The sequence below is a fragment of the Thalassotalea euphylliae genome (assembly GCF_003390375.1).
Taxonomy (GTDB): domain Bacteria; phylum Pseudomonadota; class Gammaproteobacteria; order Enterobacterales; family Alteromonadaceae; genus Thalassotalea_F; species Thalassotalea_F euphylliae_A.
The window spans coordinates 1,241,266-1,260,176 of record NZ_QUOT01000001.1 but is presented as its reverse complement, the minus strand read 5'-3'; the positions used below and the strand labels follow the sequence as shown (position 1 = coordinate 1,260,176).

Annotated in this window: 21 protein-coding genes; 17 read left to right on the top strand and 4 right to left on the bottom strand. The window is 38.8% G+C overall.

Features of this window, described 5'->3' with window-relative positions; all coding sequences use genetic code 11:
* The first annotated feature begins 20 nt into the window (after positions 1-20).
* The 3 genes from DXX94_RS05565 to DXX94_RS05555 are packed head-to-tail and all read left to right on the top strand — an operon-like array spanning position 21 to position 2,798.
* The gene (locus DXX94_RS05565) at positions 21-917 is read left to right on the top strand and encodes a glycosyltransferase family 2 protein (protein WP_116014414.1); all 897 of its coding nucleotides are present in this window, start codon (positions 21-23) and stop codon (positions 915-917) included.
* Complete coding sequence (locus tag DXX94_RS05560) at positions 914-1,738, top strand: hypothetical protein (RefSeq protein WP_116014412.1); 825 nt, start codon at positions 914-916, stop codon at positions 1,736-1,738. Before DXX94_RS05565 ends, DXX94_RS05560 begins: the two co-directional genes overlap by 4 nt.
* Before the next feature lie 58 nt (positions 1,739-1,796).
* The gene (locus DXX94_RS05555) at positions 1,797-2,798 is read left to right on the top strand and encodes a glycosyltransferase family 4 protein (protein WP_181901486.1); all 1,002 of its coding nucleotides are present in this window, start codon (positions 1,797-1,799) and stop codon (positions 2,796-2,798) included.
* Here DXX94_RS05555 and DXX94_RS05550 read toward each other — a convergent pair.
* The 3 genes from DXX94_RS05550 to DXX94_RS05540 are packed head-to-tail and all read right to left on the bottom strand — an operon-like array spanning position 2,778 to position 5,384.
* Entirely contained in the window at positions 2,778-4,019 is a 1,242-nt protein-coding gene (locus DXX94_RS05550; RefSeq protein ID WP_116014409.1) for a hypothetical protein, read from the bottom strand. The genes DXX94_RS05555 and DXX94_RS05550 overlap by 21 nt on opposite strands.
* Positions 4,019-4,465, bottom strand: a complete 447-nt coding sequence (locus DXX94_RS05545; protein ID WP_116014407.1) for an acyltransferase — start codon at positions 4,463-4,465, stop codon at positions 4,019-4,021. Before DXX94_RS05545 ends, DXX94_RS05550 begins: the two co-directional genes overlap by 1 nt.
* Positions 4,455-5,384, bottom strand: a complete 930-nt coding sequence (locus DXX94_RS05540; protein WP_181901485.1) for a Wzz/FepE/Etk N-terminal domain-containing protein — start codon at positions 5,382-5,384, stop codon at positions 4,455-4,457. Before DXX94_RS05540 ends, DXX94_RS05545 begins: the two co-directional genes overlap by 11 nt.
* Positions 5,385-5,526: 142 nt before the next feature.
* Between DXX94_RS05540 and pssD the strand changes: the two genes are divergently transcribed.
* Positions 5,527-6,030 carry a PssD/Cps14F family polysaccharide biosynthesis glycosyltransferase gene (pssD, locus tag DXX94_RS05535; protein WP_116014403.1) on the top strand — a complete coding sequence of 168 codons (504 nt, stop codon included), beginning with the start codon at positions 5,527-5,529 and terminating at the stop codon, positions 6,028-6,030.
* Positions 6,027-6,473, top strand: coding sequence for a PssE/Cps14G family polysaccharide biosynthesis glycosyltransferase (gene pssE / locus DXX94_RS05530; RefSeq protein WP_116014402.1), 447 nt, complete (start codon positions 6,027-6,029; stop codon positions 6,471-6,473). The genes pssD and pssE overlap by 4 nt, the downstream gene beginning before the upstream one ends.
* A 46-nt stretch (positions 6,474-6,519) precedes the next feature.
* On the opposite strand, the gene DXX94_RS05525 is transcribed toward pssE, so the two are convergent.
* Entirely contained in the window at positions 6,520-6,792 is a 273-nt protein-coding gene (locus DXX94_RS05525; protein ID WP_116014400.1) for a DUF6170 family protein, read from the bottom strand.
* A 183-nt stretch (positions 6,793-6,975) separates the two neighbouring features.
* Between DXX94_RS05525 and ribH the strand changes: the two genes are divergently transcribed.
* From ribH to DXX94_RS05465, 12 genes are all read left to right on the top strand, one after another.
* A complete protein-coding gene (gene ribH / locus DXX94_RS05520; protein ID WP_116014398.1) occupies positions 6,976-7,440 on the top strand; it encodes a 6,7-dimethyl-8-ribityllumazine synthase in 465 nt (154 codons plus the stop codon).
* 66 nt (positions 7,441-7,506) lie between these two features.
* Positions 7,507-7,923 (top strand): transcription antitermination factor NusB, encoded by a 417-nt coding sequence (gene nusB, locus DXX94_RS05515; RefSeq protein WP_115999587.1) that lies wholly within the window; start codon positions 7,507-7,509, stop codon positions 7,921-7,923.
* 17 nt (positions 7,924-7,940) lie between these two features.
* On the top strand, positions 7,941-8,906 hold the full coding sequence (gene thiL, locus DXX94_RS05510) for a thiamine-phosphate kinase (protein WP_116014396.1): 966 nt from the start codon (positions 7,941-7,943) through the stop codon (positions 8,904-8,906).
* 100 nt (positions 8,907-9,006) lie between these two features.
* A complete protein-coding gene (locus tag DXX94_RS05505) occupies positions 9,007-9,483 on the top strand; it encodes a phosphatidylglycerophosphatase A family protein (protein ID WP_116014395.1) in 477 nt (158 codons plus the stop codon).
* A 287-nt stretch (positions 9,484-9,770) separates the two neighbouring features.
* Positions 9,771-11,183, top strand: a complete 1,413-nt coding sequence (locus tag DXX94_RS05500; protein WP_116014393.1) for a mannose-1-phosphate guanylyltransferase/mannose-6-phosphate isomerase — start codon at positions 9,771-9,773, stop codon at positions 11,181-11,183.
* Between the two features lie 37 nt (positions 11,184-11,220).
* Entirely contained in the window at positions 11,221-11,997 is a 777-nt protein-coding gene (locus tag DXX94_RS05495) for an ABC transporter permease (RefSeq protein WP_116014391.1), read from the top strand.
* Between the two features lie 56 nt (positions 11,998-12,053).
* On the top strand, positions 12,054-12,695 hold the full coding sequence (locus DXX94_RS05490; protein WP_441351111.1) for an ABC transporter ATP-binding protein: 642 nt from the start codon (positions 12,054-12,056) through the stop codon (positions 12,693-12,695).
* A gap of 407 nt (positions 12,696-13,102) precedes the next feature.
* The gene (locus tag DXX94_RS05485) at positions 13,103-14,584 is read left to right on the top strand and encodes a hypothetical protein (RefSeq protein WP_147302244.1); all 1,482 of its coding nucleotides are present in this window, start codon (positions 13,103-13,105) and stop codon (positions 14,582-14,584) included.
* 2 nt (positions 14,585-14,586) lie between these two features.
* On the top strand, positions 14,587-15,549 hold the full coding sequence (locus DXX94_RS05480) for a hypothetical protein (RefSeq protein ID WP_116014386.1): 963 nt from the start codon (positions 14,587-14,589) through the stop codon (positions 15,547-15,549).
* A gap of 532 nt (positions 15,550-16,081) precedes the next feature.
* Positions 16,082-16,786: a phosphoadenylyl-sulfate reductase gene (locus DXX94_RS05475; RefSeq protein WP_116014385.1), complete on the top strand. Its 705-nt coding sequence runs from the start codon at positions 16,082-16,084 to the stop codon at positions 16,784-16,786.
* Positions 16,787-16,790: 4 nt separating this feature from the next.
* Positions 16,791-17,699: an NAD-dependent epimerase/dehydratase family protein gene (locus DXX94_RS05470; protein ID WP_181901484.1), complete on the top strand. Its 909-nt coding sequence runs from the start codon at positions 16,791-16,793 to the stop codon at positions 17,697-17,699.
* A gap of 12 nt (positions 17,700-17,711) precedes the next feature.
* Positions 17,712-18,875, top strand: a complete 1,164-nt coding sequence (locus DXX94_RS05465) for an NAD-dependent epimerase/dehydratase family protein (RefSeq protein WP_116014382.1) — start codon at positions 17,712-17,714, stop codon at positions 18,873-18,875.
* Positions 18,876-18,911: the final 36 nt, after the last annotated feature.

Sequence of the window (18,911 nt, the reverse complement as noted above, 5' to 3'; positions counted from 1 at the left end):
AGTTTAAGGTTTTTTTATTTATGCAGTCATGTGAAGTTAGCATTATTACCCCTCATTTTAATCGAAGTGACGTGGTCAAAAATTCAATACTTTCGGTGGTTAATCAAACATTCGAAAACTGGGAATTAATTGTTGTCGATGACTTTTCTGATGACGTAGATCAGCTAGAGCTGTTTATATCAGAGCTGGGTGACCCTCGTATTCAACTGATTAAACATACCGAGAATCTTAATGGTGCGCAGGCGAGGAATTCTGGTTTGTCGATAGCGAAAGGAAAGTATGTCGCTTTTCTTGATTCTGATGACTTATGGGCTCCGACAAAATTAGAGACACAGCTAGCTAAACCTTTGGCAGACAATGAAATTAGGTATTGTAAACTCCGTTGCTATAATTCGTTAACACCTGACAATATAGTCTTCTTGCCAGAGCGTGGAATGCGTGGTGGTGAACGATTAAGCTCCTATTTATTTAGTCACAATGGCATAGTGCAAACATCGGGGCTTATTTTACCTTTAGCTTTTGCGAAGCAGATAATGTTTAACCCCAAATTGAGGCGACATCAAGACTACGACTTCCTGCTCAGAGCAGAAAGCCTAGGTGGTCAGTTTGTTTTTTCCGAAAAAGCTTTGGTTGACTATATCTGGATAGGTACGGAAACGATCGCAAAGAAATCTATTTCAGTGCAACGGTCACTAGATTGGCTACAAGAGTATAAGGTCTACTTTGAGACTAAAGACATTAATGGGTTTCTTAACAAAGAAGTCGTTGCAACAGCTATTCGGACAGGAAAACTGCCGAAATTATTAGGCTATGGGCTTCGCAACCTTTCATTCAGGGAAAATATTAAACTCTATAGCAATATCACAAAAAAATTTTTGTCGCTTTCTACCAACAAATTAAGAAGGCTAATTAAGTGAAGTATATTATAGGCTCTGGATGGTGGTGTTCAGATAAAAACTCAAATGAAAATATCGCCGTAGACCAAAAACGCGTGCTTCACGGGGATGACGCTATTCGAGGACAAGCATTTCATGAACTTTGGTATCAATCAATTGTTGATAATGCGTCGCCAGATAAAATAATTATTACTGATAGCTGTTCGCCGTTAAAGCCAACCAATTTGCAAGACAAACCACTCATTGAATTCGTATCCATTAATGAAAACCCAGGGCACTCTACAAACCATACTGGAAAATACAGTGGTTGGATGCGCTCTGTATTAATGGGCTTGTCTTATGCGGTTAACTGTGATTGTGACTACTTTGTCTATGTAGAGCAAGATGTCTTGCTAAAAGGTAAAGGAATCATTGAGTCAGAAATACAAAAGATGAAAAAAAACATGATGTTTGGCAAGGAAAAGGGGTTAGTTCAGCCTTTGCAACAATCCTTCTTTATTCTTCATCGCTCCCACTTTGAGCGTTTTTTGAGTCGCGTATACGGTATTGCAGCGAAGGATGTAAAAATTTCGCCAGAGCGAAAGTTTGCAATTGCTTCTTCTTGGTTGCTTTCTGCATTGCCTGAGTGTTTGTTTTGGCAGCCCAATTTAAATAATGTCGCGGCTAAAGTCATTCACCGTATTCAAACAGCCATATTGAAACTACTCGGTGGTTACGATACCACCAAGTGTGGTTATGGTCGAAGCAGACCGATAAATTTTGATGATGACTATTATTACTTTCAACATGGGTCACAAGAAGAGTTAAAGTCATACTTCAGTGTTATCAAGCACAATGATTAATTTATTAATACTCTCAAATATGGGCCCCAGCACAAACAAGCCACAGTCCGGCTTGTTTGTGCATAATCAGTTTAAAGAATTAAGAGATAGCCACCACGAAGCATTTGCTACGGAATATTTTTATCTCGATCAGGAAGAAAAGGCAGGGTTAGCAAAGCTGTTCAGGTACCCATTGTTTTTTGTCCGCTTTTTATGGCGTTACATCTTTGCCATCAAAACACAAAACATTATTCATGTTCACTTTTATTTTCCAACAATTATTCTTGCAGCGGCCTATAAGTGGTTTAGAAATCCCAAAGTAAAAATACTTGTTACTTATCATGGCAGTGATATTTATAAATATATGCCGCCAAATGCCATTTATCGGCTGTTAAGTAAGTGCGTTGATGAACATATTTTTGTCAGTGAGAACTTAAAACAGCAATTTTTTACGCCAATTGAAGGGTATGTGTTAAGTGCTGGTGTTTCAAGCTGCTATTACGAGCAACAAACTGATGTTAAACATAAATCAGTCGATATCATGTTTGTAGGGCGGCTAGATGAAAACAAAGGTTCAGAGCGACTAATATCCTTGATAAAAAGTACCCCAAAATTGCGTTTTCTCGTTGTGGGACAGGGCGAATATTTTGATGAATTGGCAGGGCATCAATTTAACAATGTGACCCTAATTGCTAACGCTTCCCCCGAACAACTGAAACATTATTATCATCAAAGTAAGTTTCTTTTAAATCTATCAATGAATGAATCATTTGGCTTAGTAATTACTGAGGCTATGGCATGCGGTGTACCGACCATAGCGACAGAGACTGATGGTGGAAAACTGCAAATTAAAAGTGGCGTAAACGGATTCCTCTTACCCAATAATGAGCAGTGGCTAGCCACTAACTTAGCAAACTTTATTGAGGAAAAATTAACGCTATTAAATGATGGTATAGATGATAAAACAGATTTCTATATTGACTATCAAACTCTGTCATCTAACGCTAGAGCAAGTGCAGAGCCATACAAACTCGCAAACGTTGTCGAAGAGTTGGTAAGGCTATACCGTTCTATTATCTAACACTGCTTTTTGTTTATTAAGTGGGTGCTGGCTCAGCTTACTTGATACCGCGATAGCTGCGCCAGTGATGAAACCCCATATTGGTGTGATTGTTCCGTTGAAAAATACATGACCTGCAACAAAGGCAATACAAACTAGTACGATAAACGAAATCAATGCACTTTGCTGGACGGAAGAGTGTTTCGTTGTTGCGACACGCATAAAAATGAAAACGTATGCTGCCAGCAAGGCGCAGGTAAATATCGAGCCAAACAACACGACCATATCGACTAAATCGAGCTCGGTAAGTGTACTTGGCAAACGTATCAGTTGACTTTGATTAAAACCAAACATTATCTCCATGATAGGGCGATCAAAAAAGGCAGGCAAAATGGTGGCTAGCTTATCTTCTCGGCCAGAGAATAAAAGTCTTCCAACGCCTCCTTGCTCATAAAAAAATACCATTCGACCAACTATAGGAGATTCCCATATGTTATCTATTAGTGCATAAAGCCCAACAGCTGCAGAAACCACCACAGTACTAATAATAAGAAATAACTTGGTATTCAAATTAAACGCGACAACCAACAGTGCACAGAGTACGACGCCAAGAATACCACTTTTCGTACCTATGATTAGTGCCAGCAATAACATTAGACCCAAGATTATAGTGAACGAAATGACTGAGCGTTTTAATGCGATAGAAAAAAAGAAACTAGAAACAACGACAATAATGCCCGACAAAACATTTCCACCATAAAAAAAGCCTTTCGCGCCGTAGCTTCCATATGAATTAAATCCTATACCGACAAGTGACAACACAACATTAAGTAGCAAGGTGACAAAATACGTTAAAATTACCAGCTTAAATGTACGTTCAGAAAGGGTTTTAAATTGGGAGATCACGACAAAAGCGATCAAAAAGTAGATAGCTTTGAGGGCTTCCTGAAAAGAGTGAGCAAAAAATAAATTATCAACAAACAAAAATCGAATATTGGCCCAAAGCAAAAAAACAAAGAGAATTACATTTGTCGCGATAAAAGCCCCACGATTGAAACACAACGCATACAAATATAAGCACAGCAAAATTCCTTGCTTGTACGCTATCGACACTATGCTAGGTAAACCAAGTTTTAACGTGAGAAAACCATTTAGCGAGTCAACCAACAAAGAAAAAGCGAATAAGAGAATAATAAATTGCTCCATCGCTTTGGTCTGAACTGTTTGATATTTAGCTAACACTATATTTTTCTGCCGTGCCTTCCGATCGGTACATCTTCGGCTACAATTTTCGCAGGATTACCAGCGACAATTACATTGCTTTGTTTTATATCCTTATTGACGACGGCACCAGCAGCAATAATAACGTTATTGCAAATTGTAACCCCTGGTAGCACAATTGCTTTTGCACCGATAAAGACATTGTTGCCTATGGTAGTGTTTACGTGACGCCGATTGATATAATCGTGGCTTAATAGCAAACAATCAGCTGCTAAATATGAAGACTCGCCGATGCTTAACCCTTTGGGATTCGTTTTATCTAACTGCGCTTTAAGACTCACAATCGTGTCATCGCCAATGTGTATTCCGTAGCCTTTTCTTAGTATGGTAAGGTTAATATTGACGACAAAGTCTCGTAGCTTATTTCGTGATCTCACTAATATGTGATTAAGTCGTCTAGTGAGCACTGTGTTTCCTTGGGATAACGAAAAAGCACAAAATGCAGAAAAATAACGCCAAAAGACCTGCTAAAAACGTTGCTGCAATTAACATAAGTGCTCTTTTGGGGGCGCTTTTCTCAAGCGGTAAGAAAGCCGGATCAATGACTTCAAACACGTACTCTGGGGTTACCTCTGCGATCATTAAGGTTTTTGTTTGCTCTTGTACTAATTGATAGAAAATCTTTTGCATATCAGCATTTTGTGTCTTTGCTATTTGATTTTCTAAGTAGCTGATACTCAATGTCGTCGACTTGATATCACGATCTCGCATTGTCGCGTTTAATTCAGTAATTAAAGCTTCTGTCCACGCTAATGCTAAGTGGGGAGATAAGTGTTCAACGGAAACGGTTACAGAGCCCGTTGAAACAGCGTTGTCTATGGTAAGTAACTTTAAGAACTTATTGTACAATTCTATCGATGTAGGCGGCGCTAAATTACCACTTGAATCTTTCCGGGTCCATGTCTTAGTGTTGCTATTGTAAATCTCTGGATTGATCTCTAGCTTGTTATTTTTTTGATCCCAAGCATTTGATGCGATTAATGGGATGTCGATATTGTATTTTTCAATAAAGTTTAAAATAAACTTTCTTGATTCTAGCACCTGTAAGGCAATTGCAACTTTATCATTGCTGCCTCCGCTAATATTTATACCTGCTAAAGAAGCTAGACCTCCTAATTGAGCTCCCATCGATGTAAGCCCACTACCAGTTGCTTCTTGGGTAGGTGTAACAAGTACAGTGGACTTATAGATGTTAGGTAAACTAACGAGCCAAATTGTAGTTAGAACTATTATCAATGTGACAAAACCAATGACGCTGAACTTTTTACTCCAAATATATTTAAGTAAGGCGTAAAATATGAATTCATTTTCGTGATGGACTGACAAAACTATTCCTTATGAGACTCTCTACTTTTATCGATATAAAAAGAGCTAATGAGACAAGCAATTATAATTATTTAAGTTTCTAATTTATAGTGGTCTAGTAACTTAGATGGGTTTAATTAATGTATAAAGGAATGTGGACAAAATGAAGAAACGAGTTGTCATACTTTCGTATGGCAAAGGTGGTCACCAAGAACAAATGAATCGATTGCTAGAAAAGTTAGAAAACTCAGTGCCAAAAGACACTTATTTTGTAGTAATTAGTGACTCTACTAAAGAGCTCTCTGTTAAAAGGGAGCGAGATATTGTTGAGTCATTTATATATGATGAAGCTAGAGACAAACATTCAGTTATAAAAACAATATTTACTCTGCCGAAGCTTTTTATGAGCCAATTATTCGATTTTACCCGCTTACGTAGTCGTTATGAAGTCACTGGAATTATCACTACTGGGCCTGGTGTAAGCATACTACCTGCATTACTTTGTAAAATGACTGGCGTTAAAGTTATAGCCTTTGAGAGTTGGTCTCGATTTCATACGCAATCATATACAGGCAAACTGTTATATAAAATTGCAGACATCTTTTTTATTCAAAACAAGAGCTTAATAAAACACTACCCAAATGCCGTTTATAAGGGGCGACTGTGAACGTTCTAGTGACATTGGGTACAACGCCCTTCAATGAGTTGTTGAGGGCAATCGATGAGCAGCAAATTGATCAAAAGACTATATTGACTGTGCAGGCAATAGGTGAGTCTTCTTTTAACTTCAACAATAGCTTTGAATTCTCTTCAGATATTCAACATTGGTATGACTGGGCAGATGTAGTAATTACTCATGCTGGCGCAGGCTCTATTTATAGGCTATTAGAGCAAGACAAAAAAATAATCGTCGTGCCAAATACATTTCGCAAAGACAAACATCAGCTAGACATTGCAAAATATGTTGAAGAAAATTGTTATGGCTCAGTCTGTTATGAGCTCTCAGAAATAACGAACTGTCTTGAAAAGGCGGCTGAATTTTCTGTTAAACCATATAATAAGACTGAATTTTCTGGTGCCAGTGATATTAGTGAAGCTCTTTTTGGTTAGCGTTCACTATTGCCTGCATACCGATGAGTTTTTAAATGCGAGCAGTTTATAAATGCCGCTCTATAAATACGAATGAAATAGGCTTGAATACCAGCATAAAAGCTAGACCACAGATCATCAATGAAAAGAACGTATTCCCCCAGTCTTGTCGGGCGATAAACAAAAAAGGCGGGATCAGAAGCATCAATTTTAAAATGCTCAAAATAAACTTTTCTGGCACGGTTAATTTTTGCTGAGCGCGGTAAACCTTCTCATTACGCTCATTAGTTGAGCTTTGTGCTAGCGCTGGGATATCTTTAGACGATAAGTAAAACTTCATAAGTTATTGATGCGATGCTAATTTTGATTAGGCGTTGCCAGAATAAGCTTGAATTTTACCTGAGTAAATTGGGAAATCCTACTGAATGTTTTTGTCAATCAATGGAGACTTGTCACAAACAAGTACCTAACGCTTTTAATTTTTGTTAGAATCGCGACAATTTTTTATCCAAGGTAAATTTCAATGAACGTAATTGAAGGTAATTTTGAAGCGAAAGGCAAAAAGTTTGCTATCGTGGTTTCTCGTTTTAACGACTTCGTTGTTAACTCGTTATTAGAAGGTGCAGTCGATGCGTTAAAAAGACACGGTAGTGTTAATGATGAAGACATTACGGTTGTAAAAGTACCAGGTGCTTACGAGTTACCGTTAACGGCACAGAAAGTGGCAGCAAAGCAAGAGTTCGACGCTATCATCGCGTTAGGCGCTGTTATTCGTGGTGGTACGCCTCATTTTGATTTTGTTGCAGGTGAATGTAACAAAGGTCTAGCTCAGGTAGCGTTAGCGGCTTCTGTTCCGGTTTCTTTCGGTGTAATCACGACCGATTCAATCGAGCAAGCAATTGAACGTGCTGGTACTAAAATGGGTAACAAGGGCGCAGAAGCAGCACTTGGCGCGCTTGAAATGGTTAATGTATTAGCCAAGCTATAATTGCCTCATCGATAAGAGCATTTATAGCCAATAAAGCTTATTAAAGATTTTATATAGGATAATACAGTGAAACCTTCTCCTCGAAGAAAAGCCCGTGAGTTAGCGGTACAAGCCGTATACTCATGGCAACTAAGTGGCAACGATATTAACGTTGTTGAGGCGCACTTCTTAACTGAAAACGCTAAACGCCGTTTTGATATTGAGTACTTTCAGCAGTTGTTTCGTGGCGTAACAGCCCGTATCACACAGTTAGATAGTTCAATCGCACCACTGGTTGATCGCCCACTAGATGAAATTGACCATGTTGAAAAAGCGATTTTACGCACCGCAATTTATGAGCTAAGTGACTGCCAAGATGTGCCATATCGTGTCATTATCAACGAAGCTATTGAATTAGCGAAAGCCTTTGCCGCTGATGATAGCCACAAGTTCGTTAATGGCGTGCTTGACAAGCTTGTTAAACAGTTTCGTCCGAACGAATAACCTCAATCAAAACCTCCATGAAAGAGTTTGATCTGATCAAACGTTTTTTCGCTGAGCAGCCTGTTCAGCGAAAAGATGTTCATTTGGGCATTGGTGATGATTGTGCGCTTGTATCATCTGGCGAACATCATCATATTGCGATTACCACGGATACTTTAGTTGCAGGCGTCCATTTTTTTGCAGATGCTGAGCCTCGTGCTATCGGGCATAAGTCTTTGGCAGTAAGTCTGTCTGACTTAGCGGCGATGGGCGCGGAACCCAGTTGGATCTCGCTGGCGATAACCTTGCCGAGTGTTGATGAAAACTGGGTTAGCGAATTCTGTGCTGGCTTATTTGAGCTGGCAGAGTATTTTAACGTTCAACTTATCGGCGGTGATACCACTTCAGGGCCATTAAGTATTACAGTGACTGCACAGGGCCTGTTACCTGCAAATAAAGGTCTCTCTCGAGGCGGTGCTGCTGTTGGTGACTGGTTATATGTGACTGGTGAACTCGGCGATGCCGCATTAGCGCTGAAAATGTTGCAGCAAGAAGCGTTAGTTGTCCCTGAACATCAAGAAGTGTTGCTGGCGAAACTTCATTACCCTAAACCAAGAGTGCTTGCTGGGCAGATTCTAAAAGAATATGCGTCTGCAGCTATCGACTTGTCTGACGGTTTGATGGGCGATTTAGCGCATCTATGCCAAGCATCTCAGGTTGGTGCCAATATCGTACTTGATGACTTACCACTCTCTGCTGAACTGTTGGCAAATGTCGGTGCTGATACAGCAAGAGAGTTAGCGTTGACAGGTGGTGATGATTACGAGTTACTTTTTACTGTTTCGGAAGATAATAAAGTTGGTATGGAGACAGCACTTAGCAATGCAGGGGTGAAATTCACCTGTATAGGCCAGCTAAACAAAAGCATGAAACTGACCACAACACTCTATAGCAATGTTGTGCAAGTTAATGCCAAAGGTTTTGAACACTTCAGCAGTGACTAATTTCACTGCTGATTAGTTTCACTGCGAAGTAATATATTAACTCAGTAACTCACTTTACTGCCATCAACAATTAACTGCGGCCAAGAGAATAACAATTTCAATGACTAAATCTGTGACGCAATTTAAGCTTAGCGATCCCGTTCAATTTCTAGCCTTAGGCTTTGGCTCAGGTTTAGCGCCTAAAGCCCCTGGTACTTTTGGCACGCTAGCCGCTATTCCGCTTTATTTGCTAATGGCAAATTATTTAACCACGAACGCTTATTTAATTGTGACGTCGTTGGTTTCATTGGCGGGAATTTGGATCTGCGACAAAGCAGCGAAATCAGTTAATGTTCACGACCATCCCGCTATTGTCTGGGATGAAATAGCTGGCTTCCTTATCACTATGTTATTTGTGCCGTTGAGTTTGACGAATGTGGTGCTTGGATTCCTACTATTTCGAATTTTCGATATTGTAAAGCCATGGCCAATCTCTATTGCTGATAAGAAAGTGCATGGGGGACTGGGCATTATGCTAGATGATATTCTGGCTGGTGCTATAGCGTGTTTAGGTCTTCATTTGATCGTTTCATCCTAGTTAGAATTTCTAGTTCATTTAAACAAGTTTGCAAAATTGTTAAACAATGGCCTTGTTGTTTGAACTTTGTTCAGTTGCTCGGTTGTTTTATGCCTAATCCAGCATCAGGCTTGATTTTGTATCGGCGATATGAATAATTACTCTAAATTATATTTATGGTGAGTTTATTTTTTAGTAAACTCGAATTATATGGATGTTTGCAATACTAGATATGGACTTTCTTCCTGTCTTCAATCTGCACGCCTTATAACCCCATATAGTCATTGCATTATTAGTCGGAGCAAGTTTTGAGTGTTTTCCCTGTAATTTTATCTGGTGGTTCAGGCACCCGTTTATGGCCTTTATCTCGAAGACATTATCCTAAACAGCTATTAAATCTGACTGGTGGTGAGTACACCATGTTACAAGAAACAATGTTACGAGTTTCTCATTTAGACAATCCCATTGTTGTGTGTAACGAAGATCATCGTTTTATGGTTGCTGAGCAGTGTCAATATATCGGAATGAAACCTGAGGCAATTATTTTAGAACCTTTAGCTCGAAATACAGCCCCAGCAATAGCATTGGCAGCTTTTAAAGCTTGTTCAAAATGTGAAGATGCAATTATTGCCGTTTTTCCTGCTGATCATGTCATTTCTAACCAAGAAAGTTTTGAGCAATCATTAAATACAGCGATAGAGGCTGCAAGTTCTGGTGAGCTAATTACTTTCGGTATTGTACCTAACTCTCCAGAAACAGGTTACGGCTACATTAAAGCGAATAAATTACAATCAAGTGAACTTGAAGTACTTTCTGTTGAATCGTTTGTTGAAAAGCCAGATCTTGAAACAGCACAAGCTTACTTAGCAAGCGGTGATTACTTTTGGAATAGTGGTATGTTTGTGTTTAAGGCGTCTGCTTATTTAGCTGCCTTGCAGGAATTATCTCCCGACATCTACCAAGCTTGCGAAAAATCAATGTCGCTTGCTTCAGAAGATTTGGACTTTACTCGTGTAGATAAAGACTGTTTTGCTGCAAGCCCAGAGAACTCTATCGATTATGCGATTATGGAAAAAGCTTCGAATGTCAACGTGGTACCACTAGACGCAAATTGGAACGATGTCGGCAGTTGGAGTTCACTGTGGGATATTGCCGAAAAAGATGAAGATCAAAATGCGCATATCGGTGATGTGATCAGTATCGGAAGTAAAAGCACACTTGTGCACAATAGCGATAAGTTAGTTGCAACGATCGGGCTTGAAGATATTGTGATTGTTGATACCAAAGATGCACTTTTAGTTGCACATAAAGATTTAGTACAGAATGTGAAAGACATTGTTGGTAAGTTAAAGGCACGCAAGCGCAGTGAGCCCGATATACATCGAGAAGTCCATCGCCCATGGGGGTGCTATGATTCAATCGACAATGGCCAACGTTACCAAGTTAAGCGCATTACCGTTAAACCGGGAGCTAGTTTGTCATTACAAATGCACCACCATAGAGCTGAACATTGGGTCGTGGTTTCTGGAACGGCGATTGTTCAAATTGGTGAGCAAGAGCAAATGGTTTCAGAAAACCAGTCAGTGTATATTCCTATTGGCGAGAAGCACCGCTTAACCAACCCTGGAAAGCTGCCTTTAGAGTTGATTGAAGTGCAAAGCGGCAGTTATCTTGGTGAAGACGATATAGTTCGATTTGAAGATGTATTTGGTCGTCAATAGAAGTATGTATTTTGATAAATTGATTAAAAAAGCATAAATGAATCGTTCTTTTAAACAGCTAACTGAAGTTTATTTTACTCAGCTAGTTTTCAATTTAAAAACTGAGACTCGCAAGACTTACCTCAATTATTTATGGTGGGTATTAGAGCCTGCCATGATAAGTGGTGTGTTTTATCTTGTGTTTGCTGTGTTTTTAAATCGAGGTACAGACAACTTTCTGTTATTTCTACTTTGCGGAAAGATTCCGTTTTTATGGTTTTCTAAAACGGTAAGTAATGCGTCTAATTCTATTATTGCTGGAAAGGGGCTTATTCATCAGTTGGTGATCCCAAAAGCCTATTTCCCGCTATTGGTTGTTGGCCAAGACTTTGTAAAACAAATATTCGTTTTTCTGTTTTTGTTTGCATTTGTCGCCTTCTTAGGGGGTGAGGTATCGCAGAACTGGCTATATATTTTGCCGGTTATCCTAACTCAACTGCTATTAGTTACTGGCTTTTCATTGCTGGTTGCAGCTATCACTCCGTTTTTACCTGATTTTCGCTTCATAATTTCCACAGGGATGATGATGTTGATGTTCGGCTCAGGTATATTTTACAGCTATAAAGATGTTATTCTTACTGAGCATCAAGAGCTATTTTTACTAAATCCTATCGCAAATCTTCTCAAAAATTATCGTGAAGTCTTATTGGATAATTCAGTTCCTGATTTTTACGCATTGGGAACTATTACCATGGGCAGCGCAGTTTTGATATTGCTTGTGACAATGTGGTTCAAACGTCATGAGTCAACTTATGCTCGAGTGGTGATTCAATAATGCAAGGTGATTATGCCGTAGAACTTGATTCGGTTTCTTTACTATACAAGACACGTATGGCTTTTTTTCGCCATGATAAATTTAAGGCTCTCGACAGAGTCTCCTTTAAGGTTAAACGTGGAGAAACTTTTGGCGTTATTGGTGGTAATGGCAGTGGAAAGTCGACGTTATTAAAAGTTCTTACTGGAATTTATACGCCAGATACTGGGAGTATTACACATCATTGCAAATCTTCTTCGCTACTGACATTAGGCTTAGGATTTAACAATGAGCTTACTGGGCGCGAAAATGCCATTGTAAGCGCTATGCTAAATGGCGCTTCGAAAGCGCAAGCTGTTGAAAATATAGCTGAAATTATTGAATTCTCTGAGCTTGGTAAAAATATCGATAAACCTGTAAAAACTTACTCATCTGGTATGCGCGCTCGGCTAGGGTTTTCGGTAGCGATGCACAACAAGGTAGATTTACTTCTGATAGATGAAGTGTTGGGGGTGGGTGATCAAGATTTTAGACAAAAAGCTGAAGCAGCAATGCTAAATAAGCTTAATTCAGAACAGACTGTAATTTTCGTCTCGCATAGTGCAGGTCAAGTTAAAAAGCTTTGTAAAAACAGTATTTGGTTAGATAAAGGAAAAGTTAAAGCTTATGGTCAAACAGACGAGGTGTTTAACGCCTACCAAGCGAGACATTTGACGTAAATTATGAAAGGTATAATTAAGGTATAACTATGCAACATCATCTTGAGCAGGATGCAGAATTAGAGCTAGCGTTATTGCAGGTTTCTCAGTTGCAAGAAGAGCTGGATCATTACTACGTTGAATATAGCAAATTGAGAGAAGGTGAAACTAATTACTTAGGTGTGCCGAATGATTCTCCTACCCGCAGTTTGCTGCGCAAAGCTAGAAAAGAAGATAAAGCTTACCAATTGACTGCTGAACATAGTTTTGCCGAACACATTAAAGCTCAGCTAGAAAAAATCACCAATGAAGCCAGAGTGTATAGAGAGCAGGCGTCGCAGCTTGAATCTGAGATTACTCGTAGAGGAAATCGAGAGGCTCAGCTAGGGCAGATAAACGAAGAGTTAGCAGTTAAAAACACCAAGCTAGTGTCGGAAAAAGAGCTAGCTTTGCTCCAAATTTTCAAGTTGCAAGAGGAGCTAGCCCACGTTTCGCAGCTTGAACACGCCCTTGACGATAGAGATAAACAAAAAGGTCACTTAGCCAAAACCAATGAAAAGCTAGAAACCAAAAACAGCGAGCTTAAAGCTGAAAACGAGCTCGCTTTGCTACAAGTTGCACAACTGCAAGAAGAGCTTGAGCAGGTTGTTGAAGCTCAGGGGTTGATGAAGTTGGAGAGTGCTAACGGCAAGCTGAAAAATGAACTTGATAGCTTACAAACAGAGCACGAATTAATTTTGCTGAAAAAGAAAGAGCTATTACAAGAATATAGCGATGTTGTAAGAGAAAGCGTTGCGCTTAAAGGCAAAATAAAAGATTTTGAAGCTGAAAAAATAGAATATGAAAAACAGCTAAATACAGAGAGAGATAGCTGGCAGGCATCTCGCAACACACTTGAAGCAAACTATTTTGATCTTAAAAAAGAGCATGAGAAATTACTATTGAGTCATTCTCAATTGATTGAACTAAACGAGCAAATTGAAAATGAAGTTGCTTCTTATATCGACGAATCTGAATCTTATAAAGCCAGCCTTGTAGCTGCTGAAATAAAGCTATCGGAAGCTAAAGATGAACATGTTAAATTCAAGGCTCAAATTCAAACAAACAAAGAATCGCTAGAATTAGAGCTGAAGACATTGGAAAATAGTACTTCAGAGCAACAAGAAAAATTAAAACTTAGCCAAGCCTCAATCGCTGAATTAAACTCGCATAATGAAATTCTCGAACAGTCTGTAGAAAAGGCCTATGAAGAGTGTGCTGTAATTAAGGCTCAGAAAAATAAGCTAGAAGCTGAACTTTCTGACGTTAATAAGGCCAATGTCCGGTTACAGAGCGATATTAAGGATCAACTTAAAAAGGCTGAAGAAACTACAACTAATTTTACGTCTCAAATAGTAGAGCTGAAATCATCAATTAAAAAAACTGTAGCAGAAAGAGAGAGAGAACTAGCTCGTGTATCTTCGCTAGAGTCAGAGCTGGCAAACATACAAAAACTAAATATCGAACAATCTGCTAGTTTTGAATCGCAAAAACACTCTCTTGTTTTGGAGAAAGATCACTTAGTACAGGAGTTAGCTGAGTGTAATAAGCTAAAAAATCAAGAGCAGCATTGGCACATAGAAAATAAAAACTGGGCAGAAAGTCTCAAAGAAGAAGTAAAACAGTTAAAAAATCAACTTGCCGAAAAATCTCGAAGCGTCAACTTAGGCCAGAAAATGTTGGCTAAAACACAAGTAGACTTAGAGCACTTACGCGACTCTTACGCTGAAAAAGTTAAATCAGAAAATGAACTAGTTGAACTCGTTAGAGAGCTTCAAGAAAAGCTTACTCTAGCGTCTAAGTATTATTTTAAACTGCAACAAGAGCACCCAGAGTTATTAGGGCAAGCTGACTCAAGCGAGAATGTATAGCTGTGCCTTCTAACTTTCAGCGTTTTAAGAGCCAACTTGATGAAGCTATCGAGCTTATTGGGCAGAACAGTTCAGTAGCGCAGGGAAGTTCTCTAGCGAACATTATGAGCCTGTCGGCAAATCTTGCTGACTTAGTGGATACTAAATCACTGCTTTCGCGCTGTAACAGTATTTGCGAGCAGCATGAACGAAAAAAACCAGTTATTCGAGTAGTTCACCATTTGGCGTGCAGTGGTGGTACACTTATATCAAAATGCATTTCTGCAATGCCAAATGTGTACTTGCTCAGTGAGGTACATCCATATACAGATTTAGCAATAGGTAAAGACAAACCCAAGTATGCGCCATCGGATATAGCGTCATTAACAAAGTACGCGGGTATACCTAATCAGAAACAGTTAGCTGGAATACTTTTCAAAAATGCAATTGACCAAGTATATAAGCACGTTCAAGGTCAGGGGGGCACATTAGTTTTAAGAGAACATACTCATGCTGACTTTAATACTCATGAATCAATTCCAGAGAAAGGCTCGGTTTTATCACTTCTAGAAGAAGACTATGAAGTTAGGTCGATATTGACATTTAGGGATCCCATAGACTCGTATTCATCTTTAGTTAAGAACGGCTGGGTGAACTTCGAACCTAGTAATTTTGACGAGTACTGTAGACGACTATTGTTGCTACTAGAGCAGTTTAAACCTAACCAGATATTCAAATATGAAGATTTTTTAAAGGCTCCACAACAGCAGATGCGGCTTATGACTAGTGCATTAGAGCTGCCATTTAGCGAATTATTTGAAGATGTATTTGGTATGTTCAAAGTTACAGGCGATAGTGGCCGCACTTCAGATGTGATTAATGGACGAACGAGAATTGCACCAGTGGAAATCTTGCAAGAAAGCGAATGTTCTGAACATTACCTTGCTTTAAAAAACTCTAGTTACACCAAGTTGTTAAATGTTTGATTTATTGTAGCTTTCTATATAGTGATTGTTGCAATCACTCTGGTAAATGACAGCTTTAACGCAAGATTATAGCAGATGAAACACACTTAATCTTATTGATGGAATCACATTAAATAGGTACATAAAAGGGAGCCAACTGTAATCCAACAGTAGTTTGGATGCCCTGAAATACCTTATGACATTGCGCGCTTCTTTAGTAGGACCGTACAGTTAGTCTGTTGTTTTTAGTAATGATTGACTGGAGTTTGCTTAGACACTCTCTTTCTTACTATGGGGTAAAAATAGCATATTTTTTGCTGCCAGGGTGTAGTGGGGAATTAGAGTTTTTTTAGCTCGAATCTAGTAATATTTGTTTGAAGTGGAAAGCAAGACATAAGTCATGTAGCAGCAACAGTATGTTTTTATATGTATTAACTAAATTGTAAAATGGATTTTTAAAATAGATTATTTAAGTTGGCTGAAAATTGTTATGAGGAATGTAAAAATGACAAAGTTAGGCAATACACCAGATGGGCTGTTATGGAAATAAAATATGAAGGGTCATGAACAAAATATGGTAGGAATGTCAGAATTTAAAATCTTTTTGGAGTCAGAATTGAAGAAGATAGAGGATGAACTTTGGTCTTTTAGAAATAAAAAAATACTAATGACATCTTCATTTCAATCACAAAGTTTACCCCTTCTCCACATTATTTCTAGATTAGATGTTCCTGTCGACATTTACGTTCTAGATACGGGTTTTTTGTTCCCTGAAACTCATCAATTTATAGAAAGTGTATCTAAGGAGCTTGGCTTGAACATAAAAACCATGAAAGGTGATAGTTCTTTGAGTGACCAGGTTGTTTCACCAGGTGTATTTCTGCATTCTCAAGATTCTGATAGATGTTGCCATATTAACAAAGTGTTACCTCTAAAACGTATTTCTATTGGTTATGATGTTTGGATAAGCGGAATAAGAGCAGACCAAAGTTCGGTTAGAGCGAAGAAAAAGCCCATAGAGTATAGCGAAGATGGCTTGCTACGATATCACCCAATGTTATCTTGGACGGCTAAAGATATTTACCTTTATCGAAAACTTTACTCTTTGCCGGAGCATCCACTGGAAAAAGAGGGATACCTAAGTGTAGGTTGCTATCCATGCACCCAGAAGTACGTTGATAGTATTGGAAGTGATTTGCGAAGTGGTCGCTGGGAAGGGCAAAAGAAAATAGAATGTGGTCTGCATACGGAGGTTTAAAATTGTGAGAGTATTGGTATTAGGAGGAGCTGGCTATGTGGGGTCTTGCCTCGTTGAAAAACTTTTGGAGAGCAAGGAATGCAGTTATGTAGGAGTTTACGATAATTTTTCGACTGGTAGTAAACATAAGATTTCCGAATTAAGGGCGAAATTTTCGAAAAAGCTAGTAGTATTTTCTGCCGATATTTTAGATTCTTACAACTTGACAAAAGCCATGAATCAATTTGAAACGGTGATTCATTTGGCATCTTGTACAAGAACAACATTTAATGATGATGTTCCTCATCTTTATGAGCAGATAAATCACTGGGGTACATCTAGCATTGTAGATTCTGTTCTAGAGAGTAGTTCTATAAAAAAACTTTTTTTTCTGAGCTCTGTAGCCGTATACGGGACAGGCAATAAAATGTTCGATTCAAGGTCTCCTACTGAATCCCACAATAATTATGGTAGAAGCAAAGTCAAAGCCGAAAAACAATTAGAACGTTTATCAGGAAAGGTTGATTTCCATATAGCACGCAGTGGAACAATTTTTGGGTTGAGGCCATCTGCAAAATTTAATTCGTTTGTTAATACCGTATTATTCGATTCAATATGTAATCTCAAACTCAATATATTTGGAAGCGGTGAACAAAAACGCCCAGTGGTGCATGTTGATTTAATTGTAGAGCATATTATAGGCTTTATTTTTTCTGGAGAAACAGAAAAGTGCGTAAATCTAGTTCAGTACAATTTGTCTATCAATGAACTAGTTGGTTTACTCATGGAGCTTTTCCCTGAGTTAGAGTATTCGCGTGTTAGTCAAGACATGGAATGCAGAACTCTTAGCGTACTCGGTGATCCGCGCTACGTTTTGAGAGATATTGAGTTGGTCAAAAGGCTGCTTGAACAAGAAGTTAATGTTTATTCTTAAATGAGGTAATGTATGAAAATATTAGTATTAGGCGGAGATGGATTCTGTGGCTGGCCTACCAGCTTGCACCTGTCTAATAAGGGGCACGATGTTGTAATTGTAGACAATCTGTCTCGAAGAAAAATTGATGTAGAGCTTGGAGCAAAGTCACTAACTCCAATATCATCTATCGAGGATCGAATTAGTGCTTGGAATGAAGTGACAGGACGAGATATAAAGTTTGTAGATTTAACTGTAGGGGAAGACTTCCAAGAGTTATTGATGCTCATAAATAAAGAGAAGCCGGAAGCAATAGTTCATTTTGCTGAACAAAGAGCTGCACCGTATTCAATGAAGTCAGCTAAACATAAACGGTATACAGTAGATAATAACTTGAATGCAACTCACGATGTCTTAGCTGCGATTGTTGAATCTGGCCTTGATATCCACTTAGTGCACTTAGGTACTATGGGAGTCTACGGATATGGCACCGCAGGGATGAAGATCCCAGAAGGCTATTTAACAGTTAAAGTCGATACTCCATTAGGTGAAACAGAGCAAGAGATTCTTTACCCTGCTAACCCAGGCTCTATTTATCACATGACCAAAACTCAAGATGCGTTGTTCTTCCACTACTACAATAAAAATGATCAAATTAGAATTACGGACTTACATCAAGGTATCGTTTGGGGAACACAGACAGAAGAAACTAAACTGGATGAGCGCTTGATTAATCGATTTGATTATGACGGTGATTATGGAACCGTTTTAAATCGCTTTTTGATGCAAGCGGCAGTTGACTATCCAATGACAGTTCACGGCACAGGTGGTCAAACACGAGCATTTATACATATACAGGATACTTGTAAATGTATAGAAATAGCATTGGATAACCCTCCAGCTAAGGGAGATCGAGTTGAAATATTGAACCAGATGACAGAGACTCGCCGTGTGAGGGACCTAGCTCAGTTGATTGCAGACCAAGCTGGAGCGAAAGTTGAAATGGTCCAGAATCCAAGAAATGAAGCAGCTGAAAATGATCTACATGTATCTAATGATAAGTTTCTATCACTTGGATTGAAACCAACTACACTAGAGTCAGGGCTAATGACCGAAGTTAGAGAGATTGCTAAGAAGTACTCTGAACGTTGTGATAAATCCAAGATACCTTGTGTTTCAGTGTGGAATAAAAAATAGTTTTTATAAATAGGGCGAGTTATCACTTGCCCTTTT